The sequence below is a fragment of the Pseudomonas iranensis genome, from assembly GCF_014268585.2.
In the GTDB taxonomy this organism is placed as follows: domain Bacteria; phylum Pseudomonadota; class Gammaproteobacteria; order Pseudomonadales; family Pseudomonadaceae; genus Aquipseudomonas; species Aquipseudomonas iranensis.
In genome coordinates this window covers 5,196,592-5,223,406 of record NZ_CP077092.1, presented here as the reverse complement: position 1 = coordinate 5,223,406, position 26,815 = coordinate 5,196,592, and the positions used below count along the sequence as shown (strand labels likewise).

Annotated in this window: 23 protein-coding genes; 12 read left to right on the top strand and 11 right to left on the bottom strand. The window is 55.5% G+C overall.

Going from position 1 to position 26,815, the window contains the following annotated elements; translation table 11 throughout:
- Nucleotides 1–38: 38 nt before the first annotated feature.
- The gene (locus tag HU724_RS23455; protein WP_186569168.1) at nt 39–2,774 is read left to right on the top strand and encodes a winged helix-turn-helix domain-containing protein; all 2,736 of its coding nucleotides are present in this window, start codon (nt 39–41) and stop codon (nt 2,772–2,774) included.
- 121 nt (nt 2,775–2,895) lie between these two features.
- Here the strand turns inward: HU724_RS23455 and HU724_RS23450 are convergent, their stop codons facing one another.
- From HU724_RS23450 to HU724_RS23435, 4 genes are read right to left on the bottom strand one after another with little or no spacing between them, the layout of a single operon-like run.
- Nucleotides 2,896–4,179 carry an N-6 DNA methylase gene (locus tag HU724_RS23450; RefSeq protein WP_186569169.1) on the bottom strand — a complete coding sequence of 428 codons (1,284 nt, stop codon included), beginning with the start codon at nt 4,177–4,179 and terminating at the stop codon, nt 2,896–2,898.
- Entirely contained in the window at nt 4,176–5,063 is an 888-nt protein-coding gene (locus tag HU724_RS23445) for a hypothetical protein (protein WP_186569170.1), read from the bottom strand. Before HU724_RS23445 ends, HU724_RS23450 begins: the two co-directional genes overlap by 4 nt.
- A complete protein-coding gene (locus tag HU724_RS23440; RefSeq protein WP_186569171.1) occupies nt 5,063–7,048 on the bottom strand; it encodes an ORC-CDC6 family AAA ATPase in 1,986 nt (661 codons plus the stop codon). Before HU724_RS23440 ends, HU724_RS23445 begins: the two co-directional genes overlap by 1 nt.
- 2 nt (nt 7,049–7,050) lie before the next feature.
- Entirely contained in the window at nt 7,051–7,962 is a 912-nt protein-coding gene (locus HU724_RS23435; protein WP_186569172.1) for a phosphoribosyltransferase-like protein, read from the bottom strand.
- Nucleotides 7,963–8,268: 306 nt separating this feature from the next.
- Between HU724_RS23435 and HU724_RS23430 the strand changes: the two genes are divergently transcribed.
- Both HU724_RS23430 and HU724_RS23425 read left to right on the top strand, forming a co-directional pair.
- Complete coding sequence (locus tag HU724_RS23430; RefSeq protein ID WP_186569173.1) at nt 8,269–8,907, top strand: MBL fold metallo-hydrolase; 639 nt, start codon at nt 8,269–8,271, stop codon at nt 8,905–8,907.
- Nucleotides 8,908–9,028: 121 nt separating this feature from the next.
- Nucleotides 9,029–9,763 (top strand): YiaD family glycine zipper/OmpA-like lipoprotein, encoded by a 735-nt coding sequence (locus HU724_RS23425; protein WP_186569174.1) that lies wholly within the window; start codon nt 9,029–9,031, stop codon nt 9,761–9,763.
- 255 nt (nt 9,764–10,018) lie between these two features.
- On the opposite strand, the gene HU724_RS23420 is transcribed toward HU724_RS23425, so the two are convergent.
- Entirely contained in the window at nt 10,019–10,453 is a 435-nt protein-coding gene (locus HU724_RS23420) for a Z-ring associated ZapG family protein (RefSeq protein ID WP_016773251.1), read from the bottom strand.
- A gap of 144 nt (nt 10,454–10,597) precedes the next feature.
- Here HU724_RS23420 and HU724_RS23415 point away from each other — a divergent pair, with 144 nt between their 5' ends.
- From HU724_RS23415 to zapE, 3 genes are all read left to right on the top strand, one after another.
- Nucleotides 10,598–11,227, top strand: a complete 630-nt coding sequence (locus HU724_RS23415; RefSeq protein ID WP_186569197.1) for an alpha/beta hydrolase — start codon at nt 10,598–10,600, stop codon at nt 11,225–11,227.
- A 24-nt stretch (nt 11,228–11,251) separates the two neighbouring features.
- Nucleotides 11,252–12,607 (top strand): tryptophan--tRNA ligase, encoded by a 1,356-nt coding sequence (locus HU724_RS23410; RefSeq protein WP_186569175.1) that lies wholly within the window; start codon nt 11,252–11,254, stop codon nt 12,605–12,607.
- 90 nt (nt 12,608–12,697) lie between these two features.
- Nucleotides 12,698–13,792, top strand: coding sequence for a cell division protein ZapE (zapE, locus tag HU724_RS23405; RefSeq protein WP_133338315.1), 1,095 nt, complete (start codon nt 12,698–12,700; stop codon nt 13,790–13,792).
- A 42-nt stretch (nt 13,793–13,834) separates the two neighbouring features.
- Here the strand turns inward: zapE and HU724_RS23400 are convergent, their stop codons facing one another.
- The 5 genes from HU724_RS23400 to HU724_RS23380 form a co-directional block, all read right to left on the bottom strand.
- Nucleotides 13,835–14,821, bottom strand: a complete 987-nt coding sequence (locus HU724_RS23400; RefSeq protein ID WP_186569176.1) for an asparaginase — start codon at nt 14,819–14,821, stop codon at nt 13,835–13,837.
- Nucleotides 14,822–14,886: 65 nt separating this feature from the next.
- Nucleotides 14,887–16,059, bottom strand: a complete 1,173-nt coding sequence (locus HU724_RS23395; RefSeq protein WP_437180344.1) for a hypothetical protein — start codon at nt 16,057–16,059, stop codon at nt 14,887–14,889.
- Between the two features lie 47 nt (nt 16,060–16,106).
- Nucleotides 16,107–16,994 (bottom strand): nitrilase family protein, encoded by an 888-nt coding sequence (locus HU724_RS23390; protein WP_133338321.1) that lies wholly within the window; start codon nt 16,992–16,994, stop codon nt 16,107–16,109.
- 192 nt (nt 16,995–17,186) lie between these two features.
- Nucleotides 17,187–19,136: a flavin monoamine oxidase family protein gene (locus HU724_RS23385; protein ID WP_186569178.1), complete on the bottom strand. Its 1,950-nt coding sequence runs from the start codon at nt 19,134–19,136 to the stop codon at nt 17,187–17,189.
- Between the two features lie 183 nt (nt 19,137–19,319).
- Nucleotides 19,320–20,216, bottom strand: coding sequence for a GlxA family transcriptional regulator (locus tag HU724_RS23380; RefSeq protein WP_162999820.1), 897 nt, complete (start codon nt 20,214–20,216; stop codon nt 19,320–19,322).
- Between the two features lie 250 nt (nt 20,217–20,466).
- Between HU724_RS23380 and HU724_RS23375 the strand changes: the two genes are divergently transcribed.
- Nucleotides 20,467–21,603 carry an acyl-CoA dehydrogenase family protein gene (locus tag HU724_RS23375; RefSeq protein WP_186569179.1) on the top strand — a complete coding sequence of 379 codons (1,137 nt, stop codon included), beginning with the start codon at nt 20,467–20,469 and terminating at the stop codon, nt 21,601–21,603.
- A 156-nt stretch (nt 21,604–21,759) separates the two neighbouring features.
- Here HU724_RS23375 and HU724_RS23370 read toward each other — a convergent pair whose 3' ends face one another.
- Complete coding sequence (locus HU724_RS23370) at nt 21,760–22,800, bottom strand: NADP(H)-dependent aldo-keto reductase (RefSeq protein WP_186569180.1); 1,041 nt, start codon at nt 22,798–22,800, stop codon at nt 21,760–21,762.
- A 244-nt stretch (nt 22,801–23,044) separates the two neighbouring features.
- Here HU724_RS23370 and rplM point away from each other — a divergent pair, with 244 nt between their 5' ends.
- The 5 genes from rplM to HU724_RS23345 all read left to right on the top strand — a co-directional run bounded on the left by rplM (nt 23,045) and on the right by HU724_RS23345 (nt 26,740).
- A complete protein-coding gene (rplM, locus tag HU724_RS23365; protein WP_003228062.1) occupies nt 23,045–23,473 on the top strand; it encodes a 50S ribosomal protein L13 in 429 nt (142 codons plus the stop codon).
- A gap of 14 nt (nt 23,474–23,487) precedes the next feature.
- Nucleotides 23,488–23,880: a 30S ribosomal protein S9 gene (gene rpsI / locus HU724_RS23360; protein WP_003228056.1), complete on the top strand. Its 393-nt coding sequence runs from the start codon at nt 23,488–23,490 to the stop codon at nt 23,878–23,880.
- 273 nt (nt 23,881–24,153) lie between these two features.
- Nucleotides 24,154–24,747: a ubiquinol-cytochrome c reductase iron-sulfur subunit gene (gene petA / locus HU724_RS23355; protein ID WP_007917031.1), complete on the top strand. Its 594-nt coding sequence runs from the start codon at nt 24,154–24,156 to the stop codon at nt 24,745–24,747.
- Nucleotides 24,747–25,958, top strand: a complete 1,212-nt coding sequence (locus tag HU724_RS23350; RefSeq protein WP_186569181.1) for a cytochrome b — start codon at nt 24,747–24,749, stop codon at nt 25,956–25,958. Before petA ends, HU724_RS23350 begins: the two co-directional genes overlap by 1 nt.
- Nucleotides 25,958–26,740, top strand: coding sequence for a cytochrome c1 (locus HU724_RS23345; RefSeq protein ID WP_024014251.1), 783 nt, complete (start codon nt 25,958–25,960; stop codon nt 26,738–26,740). The genes HU724_RS23350 and HU724_RS23345 overlap by 1 nt, the downstream gene beginning before the upstream one ends.
- Nucleotides 26,741–26,815 lie beyond the last annotated feature (75 nt).

Genomic DNA, 26,815 nt, shown 5'->3' with positions numbered 1-26,815 from the left:
CTGCAACGCCGCCAATCGCCTTCGAACAAGAGCCGGCCATGACTGATCTGTCCCCACTTCCGGGTCCCGCAAGCATCACCGTCGCAGCACTGGACGGGCGTTTTTTTCGCCCACCGCTGCCTGACGGCTATGTCTTGCGGCCGCGCCTTTGCCAGCGTCTGCAGGCCGGGCTCGGAGGTCGGTTGCTGCTGGTCAGCGCCCCGGCCGGGTTCGGCAAGAGCTCGCTGGCGGTGGAGTTCTGTCAGAGCCTGCCGGCGCATTGGCAAAGTCTCTGGCTGGGCTTGAGCCCACGGGACAGCGATCCCGGACGTTTTCTCGAGCGCTTGCTTGAAGGGCTACAGGACTATTTTCCGGCCTTGGGCGCTGGCGCTCTCGGTCTGTTGAAAATGCGTCAGCGCCATCAACCATTTGCGTTCGAAGAGTGGCTCGACGGTCTGCTCGATGAGCTGGCGCTGCATCTCGATCCTGCTGCACCGCTGCTGCTGGTGCTCGACGATTACCACCTCGCCCAAGGCCCGGTGCTGGATCGTTGCCTGCAATTTTTCCTCAATCATTTGCCCGATGGCTTGTTGGTGATGGTCACCAGTCGCCAGCGCCCGGACTGGCATCTGGCGCGTCTGCGCCTGTCGCGACAATTGCTCGAGCTGCACGAACAGGACTTGCGCCTGACCCACGACGAAGCCCTGACCTTGCTCGACCGCCACAGCAGCTCACTGCGCGGCGAAGCACTGGAAAGCCTGATCCAGCGCAGCGAAGGCTGGGTCGCCGGCCTGCGCTTCTGGCTGTTGGCGGTGGCCGAGGCGGGCAACGATGCCGCGCTGCCGCAAGCACTGAACGGCGGCGAAGGACTGATACGCGACTATCTGCTCGAAGAAGTCATCGATTGCCTGCCGGCCGAAGTGCAATCGTTTCTCTACGAAACTGCTCCGCAGGAACGCTTTTGCAGCGAGCTGTGCGATGCGGTCCGCGAAGCTCATGACAGCGCCGAGATCCTGCGCTTTCTGCTCGCCCATCAGGTGTTTCTGGTGCCGCTGGACGAGCACGGTCACTGGTATCGCTATCACCATTTGTTTTCCGACTTGTTGCGCAGCCGACCAATCGCCCAGGCGATGGTGCCCAACGCCACCCTGCATTTGCGCGCCTGCCGCTGGTTCAATGCGCAAGGCCTGCTCGACGAAGCGGTGGAGCAGGCCTTGCGTGCCGGGCATCTCGATGTCGCGGCAAATCTCGTACAGAACCTGTCCGAAGAACAGCTGCTCGCCGAGCAGAACGTCGGCATGCTGCTGCGCTGGAAAATGGACTTGCCCGACAGCCTGCTGATCAGCACGCCACGGCTGATCGTGCTCTACAGCTGGGCGCTGGGGCTGGCCTGTCAGCTCGACGCCGCTGAGGAGCTGGCCAGCCATTTAAGCCGCTTTCTGCCAGCACCTTCAGCCACTGCGCAGAAATCCATGCTGGCGCAGTGGCTGGCATTGAGCGGGATCATCGCTCGCGGGCGCGGCCATCGCGAACTGACCCTGCGCTATTGCAGTGAAGCGCTGGAGAGCCTGCCGGCCAAGCGTTATGGCCAGCGCCTGATGTGCCTGTCGACCTTGTCCAATCTGGCGATCGCCGACGGTGATCTGTGGCGCGCCCGTGGCCTGAACCGTGAGTCCCTCGAGCTGGCACAGCGAGTCGGCAATCCATTATTCGAAGCGTTGGCTCACTACGACAGAGCTCGAGTCTTGCAATCGCGGGGCGAGATTCTGCGCGCGCTGGATGAAGTGCATCAGGGTCTGGAGCGCTTACGCGGTCTGTCGCCGCAACGCCTGTACGCCGTGCGCGCGCGGCTGACGTTGTACGAAGGTTTCCTGCTGGCGATGCGTTTGCAGCCGCAGGCTGCACGCGTACGCCTGCTCGCCGGGATTGGCGAGGCGCGGGCTTGTCGCGACATCAGCGTACTGATCGGCCACTGCGTGATTGCCCGCCTCGACGGCGCCAGCGGCGAGTTCGCCAAGGCCTTCGCCGAACTCGCCGAAGCCGAACGCCTGATGCACATCTGGGACGTACCGCCGATCTACTATCTGGCGATGATCACCCTGGTCAAATGCGAACTGTGGCTGGCGCAGGGGCGTATTGATCTTGCCGAGGCGTGGCTTGCGCGCCTGGGCCAGACCTACACCGGTGAACACGCTGCCGCACCGCCAGAGTTTCATCCACAGCTGCCACTGCACGTGGAACTGCAACAGGCGCTGCTCGATGTGATTCAGGGGCAGCCGATGCTCGCCGAAGGGCGGTTGAACGTGTTGCATGAAAACGGCCAGCAGACCGGTCGGCAATTGCTCAGCGTGATGGCGTTGACGCAGAAGGTGGCGCTGTTGCTGGTGGTGGGGCGTGAGCCAGAAGCCAGAAAAACCCTGAGTCAGGCGCTGGAGGCGGCGGCCGGCGGCGTGGCGCAGCCATTCGATCTGCTGGTGAAGGAGCATGGCGACTGGTTGCGCGGGCAATTGGTAGCAATCGCTTCGACAGCCGTCAGCCAGCAATTGCTGGAGCACCTGCCTCTTCCCGCTGCGCGTCCCGTCGCGGAGGTTTCAGTGGCCGAACAGCTCAGCAGTCGAGAACTGGCCGTTCTGCGCCTGATTGCTCAAGGCTGTTCGAATCAGGAAATCAGCGACCAGTTGTTCATTTCCCTGCACACCGTGAAAACCCACGCCAGCCATATCAACAGCAAGTTGGGGGTCGAGCGTCGCACGCAGGCGGTGGCGCGGGCCAAAGAGCTGGGAGTTTTGAGCTGATAGTAACCTAACGTTAAAATGAATAACTATTTATTCAATGAAGAAATAAAATCAAGAAGGAATGAATTTAGAAGTTGTAAGTAAATAATATGATTTAACTTTCTTAAGTTGAGTTTTCTACTTAACTTGCTGCGAGTGTGCACTTTTGATTTTCGGTGTGGTCACGATGAGTCAGCTCGCCGCTAAATACTTTGCAAAGATTATTCTCAATTTCCAATGCTTCCTGAGTCTTTCCTGAAAAAATATACCTAGAGTATTTTTCTACAATTTTTTTATCAATGTTTAATAGTTGTGATGGGATGTTAAGTTCTCTAAGTCGACCAAGTGAAATGTAATTTGCACCACTTCCAGAGTTCTCGAAATTTGCTTCTGCCCCTAGTAGTACAGAGACTCTAAGCGCAAGAAGGAGACGGACTGATGAGGTTTTGTTTTTTATAGGTGGAGTGATTACGATAAGGCAGTCGCTACATGGGGCGATTGCACTTCCAGTATAAATAGAAAAGCTGGCGCTGGCAGATCTGCAAACACGTTTGATGACTATGTCGTATTTACTCAAAGTTGCGGAGCTATTAACTAGTCCATCGAGTGGCTTTTCTGGGGCTGTATGAGATTTAAAATCAGTAGAGTGGTATACGGACTTCCTATTGCCCGTAGCACCTACATTTCCTCGCATAATGCTCCCCATCTTAGAAAGAGAAACACTGCCAAGAGCTTCTAGGTGTTTTTTATACGTCGCGAGACGCTTTAGGTGGTCGGGGTCAAGATGATAGTGGTAGTTTTGAAGCTGAGTAGAGTTTATGGAATGATTGGGGTAAGTTTCGGAGCTCAATAAGATCGTGTAATTTAATTCTCGGACTCTTTGAACGCAAAGCACATAAAATCCGCCTTCTACCTTATTGAAGGAGAATTTTGGAAGTTTATAAATTGAGGATATTTTATAGTTGGTGGCCAAGTAGGATCTTAGCCATTTCATTCTGTCCCCCGTGATGATGGAAGGAGGTAGTATGAATATAGCTTTGCCTCCCAAACTTAAGTGTTCTAAGCACTTGAGAACAAATGCTGCCTCAACAGGAATTTTTTTTCCGTTATAAGTTACGTGATGGGCTAGATTATTGTTAAATGGCGGGTTTGATAGTATTAGATCATAATGAGAGTCTAGCGTTGTGCTTAGAAAGTCAGTACAAAAAAGTTCGGTTTTGTTTGTATTGGTGAATGTATATACTTTGTCCAAGTTTTCTTGGTTTATATCAAAGGCAACGAGTTTTCGATAGTTTTTGTTTAGTGCTCGTAGTAACGCACCATCTCCTACTGCGGGCTCTAAAACGCACTGGTAATTTCCTGACGCCTCAGATTTAATGATAGTCTGAACTACAGCGTCTGGTGTTGGAAAAAAACAATTCCTCAAGAAAGGAACCCTCGAACTAAATGGATACTTGCAATACCTTTCGATCTATTCGCCGATCGAGCTGGGTGATCATACAGCAACGAAGCATTTTTATCATCACACAGAAATTTTATAGCGCCAATGCTCATAGGCTTTGGGCCAAGTGGTACTAGGAAAAAGGTTTCATTCTGATATTTATGGCGCAATTCTTCAAGTAATCTCGAAACCCCATAGATGTTTGTCGCGCCACAGAATAAGAATGAATCCTGTAAGCTGTTTTCTAAAATTGATCTTGCGCTGCTGAGTAGAGAGTTTTTATCCCACCCAAACTTAAATGCAGGGACCCCGAAAACCAAATTGCATTCTTTTCCTGAGATTTCAGAAAGCTCCAATGCGTTCTTGAATCTGTCTCCCTCATATCCCATGAAAAAAATGAAAAGTTTCGGATCCGTAGTTGGAATCGCTTTGGATATTCCGGGGATACCTGCCTCTTCAAAACCAAGTAGACTTTCGGAAAGGTTAAAGTTTTTTTCACCATTGGTTGAGTCGTGTGAGTATTCTGAAGGCTCTGCATATATAACGTCGAAATTTGATATTCCAGCTGTTTTTAAGCTTTTACATATGATGGCGAGCTCTGCTACATCAAAAGATGTTGCGTCGATAACGATTTTTAATCCACTAAGTTTTTTTAGCGAGTCTTCTATGTCATGCAGTTCAAGTACGTCCATAGAAAGGTGGGCTTGCATTTCTATGCGGTCGTAGTGGAATGTATGGACATAATCACAATGCTCATTAAAGAATGTTCGTATTTCTTTGTCTCTGTCATCGGCATGCTTCCCATGAATCGCAACGTTCCATCTACTGTCAGAAATTTCAGACAAGGAGTTGTATTCAGTAATTTCCATTAAAAGAGACCCTTCTGGTAGAAGCTATCTTGACTTTCCATGTCTTCTGTCAGATCTAACTTCTTCTTCCGAATGTTGCGGATGCTATCGAAGTCTGTTTCTGATTCGTTAATTATCGCACTTACTTCTTCCGGTTCAAAGTACGTTTTCCGAATCTTTCTATAGCTTATGAAGAAATACGGAGTATAAATAGGGTTAAGCACCCAGTCACTATCGTCTTTCACATCGAGGCTTTTGCCTTTGGTTGAATCGGTCCTATATAAAATCCCCCATTTTTCCGCTTCTTTAAGGAAGTCTTGCTCTTCTGTAGTAATGGTTAGGAATCCACCTTTAATACTGAAGTGGGTTATCTCAGGCTCGCTTTGGGAGTTTCGCTCTTGGAAAAGACTAAAAATTTCGCCGAGCCGACCGCAGAATATTTTTAGCCTCTTACCATGAGGCATAAAGCTAGATATTTCACGAAAAAGAATTTCACTTGTTTGCATTGCTGAAATATGTTGGGCGCGACAGTCAATGCTTAAATTTTCAGAACTTTTCAGTGTGAAATTGGAAAATGCGGTTCGGCATAGCTCAAGAAAGTGGCGCATATTAGCATTCGATAGCAGAACATATACATCGAAGCCGGCGTAAAAGGTTGATTCGGTTTTAAAAGACCTGATAAGTTTTAGATAGCTGCCGATGAAAAAATTCTGGATCCATGATGTAGTTCCAGTGAACTTGTTATCTTTGCCTTCGCTTAGGTTTTTCAGCTGTTGAGCGATATCGTCAGGGCTGAGCTTTTTCCTAAATATCAGAGATGAGGCAACGATCGATGCTTTTTTGTTATTTGTGTCTATAAATAATTCAGGGTCCAAATGTGAGGACTTGTTTTTTAAACCTATGGTTATTTCGTTCTTTAGTTTTTTTAAGAGCTTTGGTTCTGAAAAAATTTCTTCGGCGAGGCCTTCGTGAGTTTTTCCAGGAAGTAATCCTTTGGCAGCTAGTAGTACACGTTCTTGATACCCGTGCTCCAGTCGCTTCTCTAAATCCGTAATTGAGTTCAGCTGGACGCCGCTAAATGTGTCTTTGTATTTAGCGTCGCTTTTAGAAAGTCTTAAAAATAGTATCTCGGCTGCAAAGCATTCGAATGACTCTTCTGCAAGTCTTGTGTCTAAGTTTTCAATCGTGTAATCATGTTTGTAGGAAAGTGATTCACTGCCAGTTGTTTCTGAGTGAGGAACACCATTGAGCTTTGCCGCAATATTGAATATAAGAGGTGGCTCTGAGTGTTTCATTCGTGTGTTTATGATGAGTTGCTGGTATTTAAGTAGATTTTCGTACTCGTCAAAATAGACTTTGAATTTCAGTTCTCTAGGGGCGACTTTTTCTTTTACTTCATTGATTAGGTCGATCAACGCTGAATCCGGAAGAATCAAAAGGTCGTCAATCATTCTAGGGTTGGCGACTGCAAGTTCGCAAAGTTTTCTTTGGTTCCTAAACTCTTCAAAAAGCTCGAGAATTGTACCGCTGAAGTTACTGCCATATATTTTTAGCGAGCTCAGCTCTAAGTTGCTGACGTCGAAGCTTTCGCCTTCTGCATAACTAGCGCTCGATATTTTTATCAAGGCATTAGACGTCTCCATTAATAAGCAAATATTGATGTAGTGTGAAAAAATTGACTGCCACTTATGTTCTTCAAGTCCTCTTTTCTGTAGCTGTCTGAGGAATTGTGTATCGGCTCGCAAGTAAAGGCCAATAGCTTCTAGTTCTGATAGAGGGATGTTAGTTCTTTTGTCAGAGAAGCGACTATGATACGACAGGTATCTTAGAAGCATTGTTTTTCCGCAACCTCTCCCCCCCTCAATTCTTAAAGGAAAACTGCTGTTGAAATCTATTTTTTTATAAAAATAGGGGAGTACAAAATCCTCCCATACGTCCATGCCAATGTGCTCGCTTCGGTTGTTGGCGAGAACTGCGCTTAAGCTGTCTTTATAATTTAGCTCCATGATTACCTCGAAAAAGCTGGTTGGTAATTTTCATTCGCTGCCCAAAAAATCGGTAGCGTCGCGTTGGGTGTCCCATGTGCGTAAGCGTATGTCAGTTCCAGGTCGCCATAGCCAAACTTATTTTTAAGACCATTAAGTCCGACTTTTTTTAAAAAATCTAAATAAACTAAGCGAAGTTCGTCCGCAAACGCGTCGTCCAGTTCTTTATACCGAGAGCTTAAGCCGGAGAAAAAATGGTTTTCTTTCTGTATTAATTCTGACTGGCAGATTTTTATTCTAGGTGCTTCTTTTAGAATGTGATCTACACCGCTTTTGCATGCGCCCAGTGGTGCGTATATGTATTCAGTTCCATCTTCGAAGTTGCCTTTCGGAAAAAAACGATCTAGGAACTCTAGGAACTGATCGCCAGTTCCAATAAAATCGTCGATAAATATTACTAGCTTTGCTGAGTCGGCATGATCCTCAAGTTTCCAAGGCCACTCCATGAATTTTTCGTTTATTCCGATTTCTTTCTTGTATAAGCGTGCGACTAGAGGGCCGCTTTTTGTTGGTGGATCCATGTCACTGATAACTGGTACTATTTTAATTATGTCTTTTTGTTTTCCCGGGTATTGGGCTGTAAGGGATTTTTGAAGGGTTTTGCTCGAAACGTTGGAGACTAAAGTTGTTTGAGGAATTGATTTTTCAATGATGTTAGACAGTAGCGCTTGGGTCTGTATCCTTGATCTGAATGTGAGAGAGTCCAGAAGGAGGCCACATAGGGTTTTCTCTTCGTTGCTCTCGAAGTACTTAGTCCATTTTTCAATGGAGCGTAGATTTATATCTTTCCATAATCCTGAGCTAATTAACGTTTTGGTTGATGTAAGGACGTTTTCATAAAAGAGAATTCCTTGCTCCCCGAAAAAGTCTGTCATATCAATACTCGAAGTTTAGGTTGGGCGTTAGCTGCTGGATAGCATGCACAATACCATTTGAGATAAGGTTTTGGGCAGTCACAGTTCGAGGTTCCTAAGCAAATTGTTACACGGGACTTTGAGTTGATTCTGAGTACTCATGTAGGCACGATGATGAAGTATCTGCCTCTCGCCTTGGTTGCGGGGGGATGAAGTGAGTCTGCTAGAGCTCGCATCGCTCTGCGCGTGATCGTGATTGGTACTGCGGTCCCTAAGAAATGCTCAAGCTGACTTGAATCAATTTGAATTAAATAATAAAGGATTGCGATGAGCAGTTTTCTTCTAATCCGCGAAACCTTCCCCGTCGGCCCGCTCCAGTGCAACTGCACGATCATCGGTGATCCGGTCACCAGGAAAGCCATCGTCGTCGATCCGGGCGGTAACCCTGACCTGATCATGGCCCGCCTCGACGCCCATGGCCTCAAAGTCGTCAGCATCATCCATACCCACGCGCATCTCGATCACTTTCTCGCTTCAGGGCAGATGAAGGAGAAAACCGGTGCGACCCTGCATCTGCACAAGGAAGACCAGTTCCTCTGGGACAACCTCGAAATGCAATGCCAGATGTTCGGCGTGCCCTACACCCCGGTGCCGTCGCCGGATCGCTGGTTGAGCGATGACGAAGAACTCGCCTGCGGTTGCGGTGTGGCACTGCACACGCCGGGCCATACACCCGGTTCCATGAGCTTCTGGTTTTCCGAGGCTAAGCTGTTGATAGCCGGCGACACGCTGTTTCGTCGCGGGGTAGGGCGTACGGATTTGTGGGGTGGCGATCAGCCGACCATCGTGCGTTCGATCAAGCAGCGGCTGTATACGCTGGACGAGGACGCAACGGTTGTCACCGGGCACGGTCCGGACACGCGTCTGGGTGATGAGATGCGTGAGAACCCGTTTGTGCGTGCCTGAATTTTTTGTCACGGGCAGCGGGTGGAATTTTTAGGCATTGTCATGATCCAACGCCCGCGCAGGTCCATTGATTGATCAGTGGCCGCTGCACCACAGAATGCAAAAAGACCAGGAGCTCTCCATGTTCACCACGCGTCGTTTGATTATTGTCGCTACTGCCGTGGCCGTGCTGTCCGGCTGCGCCTCGCCTAATCCGTATGACAATCAGGGTCAGGCCGACGGTGGCTCGCAAGGCATGAGCAAAACCGCCAAATACGGTGGCCTCGGTGCGCTGGCCGGTGCACTTGCCGGTGCCGCCATCGGCCACGACAACCGTGGCAAGGGCGCCTTGATCGGCGCCGCCGTGGTCGGTGCTTCCGCAGCAGGCTACGGCTACTACGCCGACCAGCAGGAAAAGAAACTGCGCGCGAGCATGGCCAACACTGGCGTTGAAGTGCAGCGTCAGGGCGATCAGATCAAGCTGATCATGCCGGGCAACATCACTTTCGCCACCGATTCGGCGAACATCGCGTCCAGCTTCTATCAACCTCTGAACAACCTGGCCAACTCGTTGAAAGAGTTCAGCCAGAACCAGATCGAAATCGTCGGCTACACCGACAGCACCGGCAGCCGCCAGCACAACATGGACCTGTCCCAGCGTCGTGCGCAGAGCGTGGCGACCTACCTGACCTCGCAAGGCGTCAGCGGTGCCAACCTGTCGGCCCGTGGCGCAGGCCCGGATAACCCGATTGCCAGCAACGGTGACGTGAATGGCCGCGCGCAGAACCGCCGGGTCGAAGTCAACCTGAAGGCTATTCCAGGCCAGGAGTACGGTGGTCAGCAGCAACAGCCGGGTACGGTTCAGCAGTATCCGTAAGCGATTGCCTGAATGAAGAAATGCCCGATCCTGTGATCGGGCATTTTTTGGTGTCATCTGTGCCGGCCCTTTCGCGGGCAAGCCCGCTCCCACAGGTATTGGTGGTGTACCCAAAATCTGTGTTCCACACCTGACCCCTGTGGGAGCGGGCTTGCCCGCGAAGAGGCCAGTGTTGTCACCGCAAAATCAGCCGATACAAAAAAGCCCCCGGACAACAGCATTGTCCGGGGGCTTTTTGTTGGGCGCGAAACCCGATTACTTCTTCAGACCATAATGCTCATCGAGCATGCCCGGCGAATTCGGGCTCTTTGGCGCGTAGTCACGCGGCGGCTCCTGATCGCGCGGTGGCGTCAGGCGTTCACGTGGTGCCTGCGCTGCGTCGGCGTGCAGGGCGGCGATCAGGCGCTGGCGGGTCTGCTCGTCCAGGGCCAGACGATTGGCGCCCTCGGCGAGATGATCCTGCACTTCCTGATAGCTCTGTGTCAGCTTCTTGACCAGCATCGCGGTGCTGTTGAAGTGGGTGACCACTTCGTTCTGATAACTGTCGAAACGCTCCTGGATATCATCCAGTTGACGCTGCGTGCGGCTCGGTGCGGCGTTCGGCGCAACGCGCGCGATCAGGAATCCAATGGCGACACCCACAACCAGGGCAAGAGTCGGTAACAACCAAACTAAGAGCGAGTGTTCCACGAGTCCTTCCTCTATAAACGGCTTTGCTTTACGTTAACGGCTCGAACCTGCGCTGTATACCGCGATTCACTCGCAATAGATTGGCACAGACAATTTGCTAGACGAGTCGACCCGATTCGAGGTCACGGAGTTCCTCCCTTGCTGATGCGTGAAACCCCTGTAGTGATTGACGGCCCGGTGGGTCAATTGGAAAGCCTTTACCTGGATAACGAGCAGCCGCGCGGCATCGCGCTGATCTGCCATCCGAACCCGGTGCAGGGCGGCACGATGCTCAACAAGGTCGTCTCGACCCTGCAGCGCACCGCGCGCGACGCAGGCCTGATCACCTTGCGTTTCAACTATCGCGGCGTCGGCGCCAGCCAGGGCTCGCACGACATGGGCACCGGTGAAGTCGACGACGCCCAGGCCGCCGCCGCATGGCTGCGGGAAAAGCACCCGGACTTGCCGCTGACCCTGTTCGGTTTCTCCTTCGGCGGATTTGTTGCAGCAAGTCTCGGCGGCCGTCTCGAAGCCCAAGGCGTCCAGCTTGCCCACCTGTTCATGGTTGCCCCGGCGGTGATGCGGCTGGGCGAGCAGGATCAACTGCCACAACACGGCGATTTGACCGTGATCCAGCCGGAAACCGATGAAGTCATCGATCCGCAACTGGTCTACCAATGGTCGGAACAACTCCAGCGCCCCCATGAGCTGCTGAAAGTGGCAGAATGCGGACACTTTTTTCACGGCAAGCTGACCGATCTCAAGGATCTGCTGCTGCCGCGTCTCTCGAATTGATTGCAGTCTGACAAGCGATTACCCATGACCAACCGTACCCGCATTCTCACCGGCATCACCACCACTGGCACGCCGCACCTGGGCAACTACGCCGGCGCGATTCGCCCGGCAATCCTCGCCAGCCGCGACAGCCAGGCTGATTCGTTCTATTTCCTGGCTGACTACCACGCCTTGATCAAATGCGATGACCCGCTGCGCATCCAGCGCTCGCGTCTGGAAATCGCCGCGACCTGGCTGGCCGGTGGCCTCGATGTCGATCGGGTGACCTTCTACCGCCAGTCCGACATCCCGGAAATTCCCGAGCTGACCTGGCTGCTGACCTGCGTCGCCGCCAAGGGCCTGCTCAACCGCGCGCACGCTTACAAGGCCTCGGTGGACAAGAACGTTGAAACCGGTGAAGACCCCGATGCCGGTATCACCATGGGGCTCTACAGCTACCCGGTGCTGATGGCCGCGGACATCCTGATGTTCAACGCGCACAAGGTGCCGGTCGGTCGCGATCAGATTCAGCACGTGGAAATGGCTCGCGATATCGGTCAGCGTTTCAACCATCTGTTCGGCCAGGGCAAAGAGTTCTTCACCATGCCCGAGGCGCTGATCGAAGAAAGCGTGGCGACCTTGCCAGGCCTCGACGGTCGCAAGATGTCGAAGAGCTACGACAACACCATTCCGCTGTTCTCCAGCGCCAAGGAAATGAAGGACGCGATCTCGCGGATCGTCACCGACTCCAAGGCCCCGGGCGAAGCGAAAGATCCCGATAACTCGCACCTGTTCACTCTGTTCCAGGCCTTCGCCACCCCGGCGCAGGCTGACGAGTTCCGCAGCGAGCTACTCGGTGGTCTGGGCTGGGGTGAAGCGAAGAACCGCCTGTTCCAGTTGCTCGACAACGAGCTGGGCGAGGCGCGCGAGAAGTATCACCAGTTGATCGAGCGTCCGGCGGATCTGGAAGACATTCTGCAGATCGGTGCGAAGAAGGCTCGTGCGGTGGCCACGCCGTTCCTCAACGAACTGCGCGAAGCCGTTGGCCTGCGTTCTTTCGTCAATCAGGTTCAGGTCGCCGCGACTACCAAGAAGAAAGCCGCGAAAGCCGCACGTTTCGTCAGCTTCCGCGAGGACGACGGCAGCTTCCGTTTCCGTCTGCTGGCGGCCGATGGCGAGCAATTGCTGCTGTCGCGCAACTTCGCCGACGGCAAAACTGCCGGCCAGGTGACCAAACAGTTGCAGTCCGGCGAGCCGCTGGACGTGCGTACTGAAGAATTGAGCTTCAGCGTCTGGCTGGCCGGTGAGTGCGTCGGCGACAGCCCGGCCTTCGCCGACGCTGCCGCGAGAGACGCCGCCATCGAGGCGTTGCGCGTCGCGCTGACTCCAGCTCAAGACTGATCGGCGGCACGACCCGACCAAGGGCCGATTGCCATTCCCACAGGCCGTCGCTACAGTGACGGCCCGTTTTTGTTGCCTTGCTAACGAATTATGACGCCCCTAGAACGATATCAAGCTGATCTGAAACGCCCGGATTTCTTCCATGACGCCGCGCAGGAAACTGCTGTGCGTCACTTGCAGCGTCTGTACGACGACTTGATCGCCGCTGACCAGAACAAGCCGGGCTTGCTCGGCAAGCTGTTTGGCAAAAAGGATCAGGCACCGGTCAAGGGCCTGTATTTCTGGGGTGGCGTCGGTCGCGGCAAGACTTACCTGGTCGACACCTTCTTCGAAGCGTTGCCGTTCAAGGAAAAGACCCGCACGCACTTCCACCGCTTCATGAAGCGTGTGCACGAAGAAATGAAGACCCTGGGCGGCGAGAAGAACCCGCTGACCATCATCGCCAAGCGCTTTGCGGCCGAGTCGCGGGTGATTTGCTTCGATGAATTCTTCGTCTCCGACATCACCGACGCGATGATCCTCGGCACGCTGATGGAAGAACTGTTCAAGAACGGCGTGACCCTGGTCGCGACGTCGAACATCGTTCCGGACGGTCTGTACAAGGATGGCCTGCAACGGGCGCGCTTCCTCCCGGCCATCGCCCTGATCAAGCAGAACACCGAGATCGTCAACGTCGACAGCGGCGTCGATTATCGTCTGCGTCACCTCGAGCAAGCCGAGCTGTTCCACTATCCGCTCGACGAAGCTGCGCACGAAAGCCTGCGCAAGAGCTTCAAGGCGCTGACGCCGGAGTGCACGGCGGCGGTGGAAAACGATGTGCTGATCATCGAGAACCGCGAAATCCGTGCCCTGCGCACCTGCGACGACGTGGCCTGGTTCGACTTCCGCGAACTGTGCGACGGCCCACGCAGCCAGAACGACTATATCGAGCTGGGCAAGATTTTCCACGCCGTGCTGCTCAGCGGCGTCGAGCAGATGAGCGTCACCACCGACGACATCGCCCGCCGCTTCATCAACATGGTCGACGAATTCTACGATCGCAACGTCAAGCTGATCATTTCTGCCGAAGTCGAACTGAAGGATCTGTATACCGGCGGACGCCTGAACTTCGAGTTCCAGCGCACGCTGAGCCGACTGCTGGAGATGCAATCCCACGAGTTTCTGTCGCGGGCGCATAAGCCTTAAGCGGATTCTCCAAAATAAAGGCCTGCATTTGCAGGCCTTTTTTTATGGCGCCGGTTCAGCGAGGCAGGTTGCCAACGTTGATTGCTGTTGGCAGCCAATCAAAAGCCACAGCAGAATTCGCGCTTTGCGCGGACAGAGAAACCCTGCCATCACAGCGCCTTTGCGCGTGAGGTCGATTTCACTGCCAACGAAGCCATACGTCGCTTGCGCCGTCGCGCCGCAACCGGTGCGGGTGGCGATGATCACTGGGATGTGCCGGGCGATGCCTTCGATGACCTCGGCCCAGTGCGCGGAAACATGGCCGGCACCAAAGCCGGCGATCACCAGGCCGTCGTAACCCAGCTCGACGACCTTCTCCAACAGCAGGCTGTCTGCAGACAGCGAAGCTTCCAGCAATGCAACGGTCTGGCCGGTGTCTTGCGGTAGGGACAAGACATGGCGCGCAACGGGCGGCTGGAAGTAGCGCGGGGCGCCTTCGACCAGCAAGCCAGCAGGGCCAGTCAACGGAGAGACGAAGGCATGCATAGTCATTGAGTCGACCTTACGCACGGTGGTGGCGCGGTGAATCTCGCCGTTGATAACCACCTGCGCGCCGCGTCCACGACTGCATTCCGCCAACGCAACGCGACCGGCATCCAGCAGGTTCGCCGGACCGTCAGCCCCGGCTTGCGCAGCAGAGCGCATGGCGCCTGTCAGCACCAGAGGCTCGTCATGCGCCCACAGGTAATCGAAAAACGTCGCGGATTCCTCCAGAGTGTCTGTGCCCTGGATGATGATGACTGCGGCCACGCCTTGGCTGATCTGCGCGTTGGCCCAGTCCAGCACGTCCAAGAGGTATTCGAAATCCAGTGACGCGCTGGGCAACAGGCCGAATGTTTCGACCGTTGTTCGTGCCAGCGTTTTCAGCTCCGGCACGGTGCTCAGTAGCGTTTCCCCGGACACCGCCGGGACGACGCCTTGGCCGCTTTGCGTCGATTGCATGCTGACAGTGCCACCGAGCGCGGCAATGGCCAGTTTTGGCAGTTCCATGTGATACCTCGCAAAGAAAGCCGGCTGCTCTGGAGAGCCCCAAAGTCAGCCGGGGCAGGATGGGGTCAGAGGGTGGCCAGCCATCCAATGATTGGCAGGATCAATAGCGTACTGAGAGCCATCGACAGAACGTTACCGATGAAACCGTGCATGTAGCCCGGCAGTCGCTGCGCGAGCGCGCAGGCCAATGGCGGAGCGATCAGGGCGCCGAGCAGCGCACTGGAAATGATCACTTGCCATTCGCCGCCGTAGGTGAGGATCGCAGCCGGAACCACGGACACCAACGGTACGTAGGTCGGGTACCAGCCACGCACCATCCACTGCTTGCGCCAGATCACCACGCCCAGGGCCGACGTCAACGCCTGACCGGCCAGCAGTTGCGGCAGCAGACCGGTGCCGTAGACCGGGCTCATCGGATTCAGTGTGAATGCGAGCAAAGCACCGACAATCAGCCCCAGGCTGGCCCACTCATTGCCGAAGAAAGGCGCTTCGGAGAAATCCGCCAAGACCCGGCGCATGCTCCATACCACGCCATAATCCGGCGCCTTGCTGGGCACGGTGACACTGGCTTCCACGGCGGCCTGCTCGGCTTCCGCGGATTTCACCAGGCTCGGCACGCAGCGACAGAGCAAGAACGCGCCGATGCTGACGATGGCCATGCCCGAAACGTTGCCGATCACCACCGGCAGGCCGAGTGGATTGCACACGTAGTTAACGATGAGCAGACACAGCGGTGTCACGAACAGGGCGCCCATGATTGCGCCGTTGATCGCGACTTTCCAGCCGGCGCCAAACATCAGCACCATCGCGGCCGGCAAGGACACAAATGCCGCGAAGGTGGGCTGCCAACTGGTGGCGGTAACGGTCCAGCCCCACAGCAGATTGCTCAGCACCAGACCCAGTAACGAGCTTGTCACTAACCATGGCCACAGTCCGCTGCCGTAGCAAATGGTGAAGCCTTGCCAGGTTTTCCCGGTTCGATTCGCCCAGTAACCCAGGTAAGCACCGGCCAGAAGGCCTATGGAGGCAAACTCGTGTTTATAGAAAGCCACCTCGCTGATGTCGCCGAGCACCCAGCGCAGCCATGCAGCGGTGTCGGGAAAACTCGAGACCATATGGCCGTAATCCGGCCAGCGCGCCGACCACAGCGAATGATTTGTTAAGGAAAGCCAGGCGATCAATGCCGCTGCCCCCAGGAGCAGGCCGATGATGGTGTTGTCCATCGGGGTTCTGGTCATGATTGGTTTTCGTTGTTTTGTGTGAATGTCCATAGCCCTGCCTCCGGTTAACGCGGCAGGGATGGATGCAGGGTGTAACCGAGCATCCGGTCGTAGACGTCACAGCGCCGATCACGGTGCAGATCATTCAGGTCGTTCCAGATTGGCGCACTGCGCGAGCTGGTCAGGTCAATATCGGCGAAGAGGATTTCCTGCTGATCGGCGGACGCTACGCGGCCGATCGGCCAGCCGTTGGTGCCAGCGATCAAAGAACATCCAAGGTAGCGAGCGCCACGTTCTTCGCCGATTCGGCTTGCCGCCGCAATGAACACATTGTTGACGTGCGCGGCGGTCATGGTCAGGTACGAAGCCATGCACTTGCCGGCCTCATCGAACAAGGGCGGTGGTGTCCAGACCCAGTTGTTCAGACTGCAGATGATATCCGCGCCCTGCTGGCTGAGGATTCTCGGAACTTCGGGAAACCAGATGTCCCAGCAGATCAGCAGACCGATACGGCCGATCGGCGTTTCGAACACCGGGAAGCCGCTATCGCCGGCAGTGAACCAGAGCTTCTCCAGATTCCACAGGTGCGCCTTGCGGTATTTGCCGATGAAACCGTCGGGCCCCAGCAACACGGCTGTGTTGTACAGCCGCGATCCGTCGCGCTCGGCCAGCCCGGCCACCAGATACACCTGATGCTGGCGAGCAAAATCCTGCCACCGGCTCACGCACGGCCCATCTGGAACCGATTCGGCGTGTTCGAACGCATCCTGTCGAGTACGAAAGTAATAACCGGTATTCGTCAGTTCGGGCAGAACGATGAGATTGGCACCGCCATTGACCGCCTGCAGTGCCAGCTCCAGGCTGTTACTCAGATTCGCTGCACGATTTTGCGTACCCACCTGCGGATCACATTGCACGACCGCAACACGAACGGGGCTCGTTGACTCATTCATTTTTCATGATCCCTTATTGTTGTTTTCACGCCATTGAATGGCGAGGCACATAAGAGTCGAGTCGGCAGCGGAACGTAAGTCGGCGCTTTCCGGTTAGTGTGTAGTACGCCTCCTAGGACGCTTGAACGTATATCGACGGCGCAAGCTCAGCGCGTTGAATTGCCCATGACCGAGGGGCAGCGTGAGGCCCGATCATGGCCCAGTCTGGTAATGCGGATAGTCATCTAGCTTGAAGCCGCCATTGAACCGGGCCCCGGTCTTTTCACAAATATGGATCACAGCATCGATGGCACCGCGAAAGCAGGGCTCTGTCCAGCCGGCATCCACCGAAAACGACTCGCCAGACAGATAGAGTCCGGAAACGCTTGAATAGTCGCGGTTGTATTTCATCAGGCATACAGCGTCGTGGTAGGCGCCGGGGCGGTAAAGCTTGGCACAGCCCAGTGAGTTCTTGTCGGTCATCCAACGCTGGACGACGGCCTGTTCCAGGCCTATGTATGGCGAGATGCGCTGGCCGATGTTGCTGCAGTTGAGCAAGATGCGATCAAGTTCTTCGGCGCATTTGGCGACCAGTTCCTTGTCGCTGAAACAGCTGAGTTTGGTCGCGTCATCCTCCCAGGTGTAACTGAGAAGAATGCAGTCATAGCTATAGTGCTCGTTATAGCGGTAGGTATAAACGTCGTGGATGAAGCTGTCCGTGACGATGGCCTGGGGGATGGCGGTATTGCCGGACAGAAAGGATTTCTTCAGCGGCGCGAATACCTTGCAACTGGTTTCCCAATGCGCGGTCTTGTACGCGTTGATCGTTTCGAACGGCAACATTTGCGCAGGGAAATTGTCCAGCTTGATTCTTGTCTCGATCAGCCACGAAGGCAGCGTCATGATCACCGAATCAAAATCATTGAAGTGTTCCTGAGCTTGCTGCGGGTGACTCTGTTTCCAGTTGTAGTAGACGCGGGTTCTACCACTGGCGAGCTTTTTCAGGCGGGTGACCGAGCTGTCTGTCAGCAGGCCTTCTCGGCGCTGCAAGCTGTGCTCATGGAGCGACATCGGCGATTCATCTGGCTTGATGAACATCAGGCACTCGCTGAGCGCCGCGAGCCCGAGGTAGCGTGGCCTTTCAAATTGCAGTCCGGTGGAATCGAAAACCGCATTGCTGAAGACATGCGGCGAGTCAGACAGAGGGTCGCCTTTTTCATCTACTCGGCCCAACACCAACTGCAAGTGACTGCTGAAGCCGAATATGGCGGTGCGCAGCGGATACAGTGCGCAGACGTCATAGAATGCACCCCAGCTGCCGTCACCAATGCCGATGGCATAAAAAATCGCCGACTCTTCTGCCGACATCCCCATTCCACCGAAGTCGCCCGGAGTTTCTTTTTCCCAGCGCTGTAGCACTGGCATGCTCACCAGATCACGGAAGGAAACGGCGTGATACCTGGCGACAATAGCTGCCCACACGGACTCCCATTCCTCGCTCGCATAACTGTCGCAAACGTGCCGGGTCATGCGGTCGGCGAACGCTCTCCATTTTGCATACACCGCTTGCAGCTCCTCGCCGGGAGGGTGGGTCTGACCGTCGGCGTTTTTCCAGATAAGCATTTGCGGCGTAGCCTGCTTTGACAGGCTGCCCTCGCGCAGATAGATGCCGGTTGATTTGACCCATTGGCTGCCGGGATTGGCAAAGTCTGAAAGGGCCAGGTCGAATATCGTCGCGTAGTAGGCCATCAGCGAACGACCGTCCTTCGGCGATTCTCCTTCGCGATTGAACAAAGGCATACGCATCGCACTCATTTCGAATGGGGTATGGCTGGCCTTGGATCGGGGACTGCCGGGAACGGTCAGGTGTCTGCCGCCGATTCGCGAGGACTGTTCGATCAGCGTGATCTGGGTGAAGCCGCAGCGCAGCAATTCTCTCGCTGCCGTCAGGCCTGTGATGCCTGCTCCGATGATGCAGATTCGATGGCTCGAATCAGTCGCTTGGGCGATTCCGCCTGGCTGCTCCAGTAACGCGCGGTAGTCAAAACACAGGTCCGGCGGATTGGGGAAACGGGCTTTCCATTTGTCCTGTGGCGAACGTTTTTTGCGTTTTTCAAGGCCTGGAGCCTGTGAGGGATAGTTGTAGCTGGAGCCGATGGTCACTGTTGATCTTCCCTGATGCGATGTGCTTGGGAAGTAGTCTGGTCGGCGCAGGCACGTCCGAACAGTCGTAAAACACAGCCAGACGCTGTTCTGTTTTCGTTCATTTGTGTCGGACGAATCACAACTTACGAGCCAGTCCCCGTGGAAGGACTACACCCACAGGGACGTCAGTCTGGCGGAAGTTTACGCAGCCTGCTGAAACTGCTGCCGATACTGGTTCGGCGACAGTTCAGTGTGCTGGCGGAACAGTCGCGCGAAGAAGCTCGCATCGTCGTAACCAACCTCATAACTGATGGTCTTGATGCTCTTGCGCGTGCCCGAAAGCAAGCCCTTGGCCGTCTCGATGCGCAGGCGCTGCAAGTAGTGCAGCGGTTTGTCGCCGGTGGCGGTCTGGAAGCGGCGCATGAAGTTGCGGATGCTCATGCCGTGCTCGCGGGCGACGTCTTCGAAGCGGAACTTGTCGGCAAAATGTTCTTCGAGCCACTGCTGGATCTGCAGGATGATCACGTCCTGATGTAGCTTCTGCCCACCGAAGCCGATACGTCCCGGCGAATAGCTGCGTTGCACTTCGTAAAGGATGTCGCGGGCCACCGCTTGCGCTACGTTCGCGCCGCAGAAGCGTTCGATCAGATAGATGTAGAGATCGCAGGCCGAGGTCGTGCCGCCGGCGCAATAGAGATTGTCGGCGTCGGTCAGGTGCTTGTCCTGATTCAGATAGACCTTGGGGAAGCGTTCGGCGAAGGCATTGAAGAAGCGCCAGTAGGTGGTCGCTTCCTTGCCGTTGAGCAGCCCGGCTTCGGCGAGCCAGAACACTCCGGTGGCTTCGCCGCATAACACCGCGCCGCGCGCATGCTGTTCGCGCAGCCACGGCAGGATTTGCGGGTAACGGCTGCACAGCGTGTCGAAATCGTCCCAGAACGCCGGGAGGATGATCACATCGGCATTTTCCAGGCCGCCGTCGACCGGCATCACTACGTCGCTGAAGCTTTTTACCGGTTTGCCATCGGGGCTGACCAGGCGCGTTTCGAACGCCGGCGTCAGGCCGTGGCCCAGTTGTTTGCCGTAACGCAGGCTGGCCACATGGAAAAAATCCTTGGCCTGCATGAGGGTGTAAGCGAAAACCCGGTCAATGGCCAGGATGCTGACGCGCCGCAAGGGCGGGGAGACGTGCTTAGACATAATTCAACTTTTGTTTTGTTTTTATAAGGGAAAGTGGTCACCAAACGGCTGGATCGTCTTATTTTTTGTCGGATGTGTCCAGTGTCCCGTAGCGGAAGTCGGGCTTAGTCTCTGAGAGCCGAATCCCTCCAACAACAAAGCAAGGTGCCGCATGATCCCCAGAACCCTGTTCAGCCCCGAGCACGAATTGTTCCGCGACAGCGTGCGAACATTCCTCGAAAAAGAGGCCGTGCCGTATCACGCGCAGTGGGAGAAGCAGGGGCACATTGATCGCGCACTGTGGAACAAGGCGGGAGAGGCGGGGATGCTGTGCTCGCATCTGCCGGAAGAGTACGGCGGGCTGGGCGCGGATTTCCTCTACAGCACCGTAGTAATTGAAGAAGTCGGGCGTCTGGGCCTGACCGGTATCGGCTTTTCGCTGCACTCGGACATCGTCGCACCGTACATCCTGCATTACGGCAGCGAGGCGCTGAAACACAAATACCTGCCGAAACTGGTCTCGGGCGAAATGGTCACGGCGATTGCCATGACCGAGCCGGGCGCCGGTTCCGACTTGCAAGGGGTGAAGACCACGGCGGTGCTGGACGGTGACGAATATGTCATCAACGGCTCGAAAACCTTTATCACCAACGGCTTTCTGGCTGACCTGGTGATCGTGGTGGCCAAGACCGATCCCAAGGCTGGCGCCAAGGGCACCAGTCTGTTTCTGGTGGAGGCGAATACGCCGGGCTTCGAGAAGGGCAAGCGCCTGGAGAAAGTTGGCATGAAGGCGCAGGACACCTCGGAACTGTTCTTCCAGGATGTGCGCGTACCGAAGGAAAACCTTCTCGGCCACGCGGGGGCCGGGTTTGCCTATCTGATGCAGGAGTTACCGCAGGAACGTCTGACCGTGGCTATCGGCGGCCTGGCCTCGGCCGAGGCAGCGCTGCAATGGACGCTGGATTACACCCGCGATCGCAAGGCGTTCGGCAAGGCGATTGCCGATTTTCAGAACACCCGCTTCAAACTGGCCGAGATGGCCACCGAGATTCAGATCGGCCGGGTCTTCGTCGACCGCTGCCTGGAGCTGCATCTGCAGGGCAAACTCGATGTGCCGACGGCGGCGATGGCCAAATACTGGGGCACCGACCTGCAATGCAAAGTCCTCGACGAGTGCGTGCAATTGCATGGCGGCTACGGCTTCATGTGGGAATACCCGGTGGCCCGGGCGTGGGCGGATGCGCGGGTGCAGCGGATTTATGCCGGCACCAATGAAATCATGAAGGAGATTATTGCGCGGTCGCTGTGATGATCGTTCCCACGCTCTGCGTGGGAATGCCGCCGGGGACGCTCCGCGTTCCGCTGTTGAGGTAATCCGACTGGCCTCTTCGCGAGCAGGCTCGCTCCCACAGGTGATCACCGTACCTGTGGGAGCGAGCCTGCTCGCGAAGCTTTTGGCGGTCAGTTACGGCGCCGGATTCGGATGATCCTTGTGAATCGCCTCGATCCCGGCCAGCACTTCATCGGACAGTTTCAGATCAAAACTGGCAATGTTGCTGTCCAGTTGCTCAAGCGTCGTCGCGCCAATGATGTTGCTGGTGACGAACGGTTGCTGGGTCACGAAGGCCAAGGCCATTTGTGCCGGGTCCAGACCGTGTTCGCGGGCCAGGGCTACGTAACGGCTGCACGCCGCCTCCGATTGCGGGTTGAAATAGCGGCTGAAGCGGCTGTAGAGGCTCAGACGGCCTTTCGGTGGACGGGCGCCGCCCTCGTACTTGCCGGAGAGGAAGCCGAACGCCAGTGGCGAGTAGGCGAGCAGGCCGCACTGTTCGCGAATGGCGATCTCGGCCAGGCCGACTTCGAAGCTGCGGTTGAGCAGGTTGTACGGGTTCTGGATCGATACCGCACGCGGCCAGCCACGGGCTTCGGCCAGGGCCAGAAAGCGCATGGTGCCCCACGGCGTCTCGTTGGACAGACCGATGTGGCGGATCTTGCCGGCCTTCACCTGTTCGTCGAGGGCTTCGAGGGTGTCTTCCAGCGGCGTCAGGTTGGCTTCGATCTTGTGCTTGTAGCCCAGCTGTCCGAAAAAGTTGGTGCTGCGTTCCGGCCAGTGCAATTGATACAGATCGATGTAATCGGTCTGCAGGCGCTTGAGACTGCCGTCCAGTGCTTCGGTGATGTGCTGGCGGTTGTGGCGCAGGTTCTTGTCGCGGATGTAGTCGATGGTGTTGCCGGGGCCGGCGATCTTGCTGGCGAGGATCCAGTCGGCACGGTCACCGCGACTCTTGAAGTAATTGCCGATGTAGCGCTCGGTGGTGGCGTAGGTTTCGGCTTTGGGCGGCACCGGATACATTTCGGCGGTGTCGAGGAAATTGATCCCTGCCTTTTTGGCTCGCTCGATCTGGGCGAAGGCTTCAGCTTCAGTGTTTTGCTCGCCCCAGGTCATGGTGCCGAGGCAGATTGCACTCACGTTCAGGTCGGTACGGCCTAGCTGGCGATAGTCCATCGGGTGCTCCTTGGGCAAAACAATCATAAAAGCAGGTTGAAAAATTTTTCGCAATCTGCATAATTGCCGACCTCTTTCTGCAGTGGAAGTGATGCGCCGCCGCCGAAGAATCTTGCCGTTGAACGGACGCGCCGACCCGAGCCCCCGAAAGCGTCTGTATCCGGCTGCCTTTGACTTGTCAAAGTACGCACTATTCAGTAAGATCCGCCGTCTTATTTACAGGCGGCCCCTGAGGCTATAAAGAATGAAAACTTTTACTGCTAAACCGGAAACAGTAAAGCGCGACTGGTTTGTCGTCGACGCTGCTGGTCAGACCCTGGGTCGTCTGGCCACCGAAATCGCGAGCCGTCTGCGTGGCAAGCACAAGCCTGAGTACACTCCTCACGTTGACACCGGCGACTACATCGTCGTGATCAACGCCGAGCAGATCCGTGTTACCGGCGCTAAAACCACTGACAAAATGTACTACTCCCACTCCGGTTTCCCGGGCGGCATCAAGTCGATCAACTTTGAAAAGCTGATCGCGAAAGCCCCTGAGCGCGTGATCGAGACCGCGGTTAAAGGCATGCTGCCTAAAAACCCACTGGGTCGCGACATGTACCGTAAGCTGAAAGTCTATGCGGGCGCTGCACACCCTCATACTGCTCAGCAGCCCCAAGAACTGAAGATTTAACGGAATAGTTCATTATGTCGGCGACTCAAAATTACGGCACTGGCCGTCGCAAGACCGCAACCGCACGCGTTTTCCTGCGTCCGGGTACTGGTAACATCTCCATCAACAACCGTTCGCTGGATAACTTCTTCGGCCGCGAAACTGCCCGCATGGTAGTTCGTCAGCCGCTGGAGCTGACCGAGACTGTCGAGAAGTTCGACATCTACGTCACCGTGATCGGCGGTGGTGTAAGTGGTCAGGCTGGCGCAATCCGCCACGGCATCACTCGCGCTCTGATGGACTACGACGAAACCCTGCGTAGCGCTCTGCGCAAAGCTGGCTTCGTTACCCGCGACGCCCGTGAAGTTGAACGTAAGAAAGTTGGTCTGCGTAAAGCGCGTAAGCGTCCGCAGTACTCGAAGCGTTAATTCCGCTTCCACGTTCAAAAAAGAACGCCCGCCTCCTCACGGAAGCGGGCGTTTTTTTATGCGTGCGATTTATCAAAGAATTGCGTTGTGACAACTTGCCACAGCCGTAGACCCCCTATACTCCAAGGCTTGAGGGGTTGATCCCCGGGGAATTAACCTTGTCAGAATTGGGGGTTTTCATTACCATTCGGGCAAAATTTTTATAAGTAACATTTGATTTATTTAGTAGACGCCTGATTTAACAGGCCAAAAAAGCTGATGGGAGAGGACTGAATGAGCAATGACGGCGTGAATGCAGGCCGGCGTCGCTTCCTGGTGGCAGCCACATCCGTGGTGGGTGCTGCAGGAGCGGTGGGGGCTGCGGTCCCGTTCGTGGGGTCATGGTTTCCCAGTGCCAAGGCGAAAGCTGCCGGTGCACCGGTGAAAGTGAATGTCAGCAAAATCGAGCCAGGCCAGCAGATGATTGCTGAATGGCGCGGCCAGCCGGTGTTCATTGTCCGCCGTACCGAGGAAATCCTGGGGAATCTCAAGAAGATCGAGGGTCAGCTCTCCGATCCTACCTCCAAAAACTCCACGCAACCCACTTATGTCGACCCCGAAGTACGCTCGATCAAGCCGGAAATTCTCCTGCTGATCGGGATCTGTACGCACCTGGGTTGCTCACCGACCTTCCGTCCCGAAGTGGCACCTGCGGATCTGGGCAAAGACTGGGTAGGCGGCTATTTCTGCCCGTGCCACGGTTCCCACTACGATCTGGCTGGCCGCGTCTACAAGTCGCAACCTGCGCCTTTGAACCTGCCAGTTCCCCCGCATTCCTATGAGACCGATGACCTGATTGTCATTGGCGTCGATACGGAGAAAGCGTGATGAGCAAGTTCATGGATTGGGTTGATGCGCGCTTTCCCGCGACCAAAATGTGGGAAGACCATCTCAGCAAATATTACGCACCAAAAAACTTCAACTTCTTCTATTTCTTCGGCTCGCTGGCGCTGCTGGTGCTGGTCAACCAGATCGTCACCGGCGTTTGGCTGACGATGAGCTATACGCCGTCGGCAGAAGAAGCCTTTGCTTCCGTTGAATACATCATGCGCGATGTCGAGTACGGCTCGATCCTGCGTCTGCTGCACTCGACCGGCGCCTCGGCGTTTTTCATCGTCGTCTATCTGCACATGTTCCGCGGCCTGCTTTATGGTTCGTACCAGAAACCGCGCGAGCTGGTCTGGGTGTTCGGCATGCTGATCTACCTGGCACTGATGGCCGAAGCGTTCATGGGATATCTGCTGCCGTGGGGCCAGATGTCCTACTGGGGCGCCCAGGTGATCATCTCGCTGTTCGGTGCGATTCCGCTGATCGGCGATGACCTGACCCAGTGGATTCGTGGTGACTACCTGATCTCCGGAATCACCCTGAACCGCTTTTTCGCCTTGCACGTTGTCGCGCTGCCGATCGTGATTCTCGGTCTGGTGGTCTTGCACATTCTGGCGCTGCACGAAGTCGGTTCGAACAACCCTGATGGCGTCGATATCAAGAAGCACAAAGACGAAAACGGCATCCCCCTGGACGGCATCGCGTTCCACCCGTACTACACGGTGAAGGACATTGTCGGCGTTGTGGTGTTCCTGTTCATCTTCTGCTTCATTGTGTTCTTCTTCCCGGAAATGGGCGGCTACTTCCTCGAAAAGCCTAACTTCGAGCCGGCCAACCCGTTCAAGACGCCTGAGCATATTGCCCCGGTCTGGTACTTCACGCCGTTCTACGCAATCCTGCGTGCGGTGCCGGACAAACTCCTGGGCGTTATCGCCATGGGGGCGGCGATTGCGGTGCTGTTCGTGCTGCCTTGGCTGGATCGCAGCCCGGTGAGATCGATGCGCTACAAGGGCTGGCTGAGCAAAATGTGGCTGGTGGTGTTCTGCATCTCCTTCGTGATTCTCGGCATTCTTGGCGTTCTGGCGCCGACGCCAGGGCGCACGTTGCTGTCGCAGGTCTGCACCTTCCTTTATTTCGCCTACTTCATTCTGATGCCGTTCTACACCCGGCTCGAGAAGACCAAACCGGTTCCGGAAAGGGTGACTGGCTGATGAAAAAGTTATTTCTTGCTCTGATTTTTGCTGCGCTGCCTTCCCTGGTTTTTGCTGCCGAGGGTCATGGTCCGGAATTGGAAAGTGTCGATATCGACGTCTCCGACAAAGCCGCCCTGCAGGATGGTGCGCGGACCTTTGCCAACTATTGCATGGGTTGCCACAGTGCCAAGTTCCAGCGTTACGAGCGCGTCGCCGATGACCTCGGCATCCCGCACGAGTTGATGCTGGAGAAGCTGGTGTTCACCGGTGCCAAGATCGGCGACCACATGAACATCGGCATGCAGCCGGCCGACGCCAAGACCTGGTTCGGCGCAGCGCCGCCGGACCTGACGCTGGTAGCGCGGGTACGCGGCACCGACTGGCTGTACGGTTACCTGAAGTCGTTCTATGAAGACCCGGCGCGTCCATGGGGCGTGAACAACAAGGTCTTCCCGAACGTCGGCATGCCTAACGTGCTGGTCGGCCTGCAAGGTCGTCAGGTCGTCGGCTGCAAGCAGGTGCAGATCGTCGAAGACGGCAAGAAGCAATACGATCCGCTGACCGGCACGCCGCTGACCCACGAAGCGTGCGATCAGTTGACCATCGTGCCGAAGTCCGGTGCTCTGAACGAAGAGCAGTTCGATGAGAAGGTCAAGAATCTGGTAACCTTTCTGGCTTACTCGGCTAACCCGGTTAAGCTGCAACATCAGCGCATCGGTACTTATGTCTTGCTGTACCTGGCGTTCTTCTTCGTGTTCGCCTACCTGCTCAAGCGTGAATACTGGAAAGACGTGCACTGATACGCTTCAAGCATTGCTGTTAATCGCGCGCGCCCAAGGGCGCCTCCGCTAAAGCAGGATCTGCTCAGTCAGACC

Excerpts from the sequence above, each read along its gene's own strand:
- HU724_RS23455 (WP_186569168.1), top strand. The coding sequence starts at position 39 with ATGACTGATCTGTCCCCACTTCCGGGTCCCGCAAGCATCACCGTCGCA.
- HU724_RS23445 (WP_186569170.1), bottom strand. The coding sequence starts at position 5,063 with ATGGAAATTACTGAATACAACTCCTTGTCTGAAATTTCTGACAGTAGA.
- HU724_RS23440 (WP_186569171.1), bottom strand. The coding sequence starts at position 7,048 with ATGGAGCTAAATTATAAAGACAGCTTAAGCGCAGTTCTCGCCAACAAC.
- HU724_RS23435 (WP_186569172.1), bottom strand. The coding sequence starts at position 7,962 with ATGACAGACTTTTTCGGGGAGCAAGGAATTCTCTTTTATGAAAACGTC.
- HU724_RS23430 (WP_186569173.1), top strand. The coding sequence starts at position 8,269 with ATGAGCAGTTTTCTTCTAATCCGCGAAACCTTCCCCGTCGGCCCGCTC.
- HU724_RS23425 (WP_186569174.1), top strand. The coding sequence starts at position 9,029 with ATGTTCACCACGCGTCGTTTGATTATTGTCGCTACTGCCGTGGCCGTG.
- HU724_RS23415 (WP_186569197.1), top strand. The coding sequence starts at position 10,598 with ATGCGTGAAACCCCTGTAGTGATTGACGGCCCGGTGGGTCAATTGGAA.
- HU724_RS23410 (WP_186569175.1), top strand. The coding sequence starts at position 11,252 with ATGACCAACCGTACCCGCATTCTCACCGGCATCACCACCACTGGCACG.
- zapE (WP_133338315.1), top strand. The coding sequence starts at position 12,698 with ATGACGCCCCTAGAACGATATCAAGCTGATCTGAAACGCCCGGATTTC.
- HU724_RS23400 (WP_186569176.1), bottom strand. The coding sequence starts at position 14,821 with ATGGAACTGCCAAAACTGGCCATTGCCGCGCTCGGTGGCACTGTCAGC.
- HU724_RS23395 (WP_437180344.1), bottom strand. The coding sequence starts at position 16,059 with ATGACCAGAACCCCGATGGACAACACCATCATCGGCCTGCTCCTGGGG.
- HU724_RS23390 (WP_133338321.1), bottom strand. The coding sequence starts at position 16,994 with ATGAATGAGTCAACGAGCCCCGTTCGTGTTGCGGTCGTGCAATGTGAT.
- HU724_RS23375 (WP_186569179.1), top strand. The coding sequence starts at position 20,467 with ATGATCCCCAGAACCCTGTTCAGCCCCGAGCACGAATTGTTCCGCGAC.
- HU724_RS23370 (WP_186569180.1), bottom strand. The coding sequence starts at position 22,800 with ATGGACTATCGCCAGCTAGGCCGTACCGACCTGAACGTGAGTGCAATC.
- rplM (WP_003228062.1), top strand. The coding sequence starts at position 23,045 with ATGAAAACTTTTACTGCTAAACCGGAAACAGTAAAGCGCGACTGGTTT.
- rpsI (WP_003228056.1), top strand. The coding sequence starts at position 23,488 with ATGTCGGCGACTCAAAATTACGGCACTGGCCGTCGCAAGACCGCAACC.
- petA (WP_007917031.1), top strand. The coding sequence starts at position 24,154 with ATGAGCAATGACGGCGTGAATGCAGGCCGGCGTCGCTTCCTGGTGGCA.
- HU724_RS23350 (WP_186569181.1), top strand. The coding sequence starts at position 24,747 with ATGAGCAAGTTCATGGATTGGGTTGATGCGCGCTTTCCCGCGACCAAA.
- HU724_RS23345 (WP_024014251.1), top strand. The coding sequence starts at position 25,958 with ATGAAAAAGTTATTTCTTGCTCTGATTTTTGCTGCGCTGCCTTCCCTG.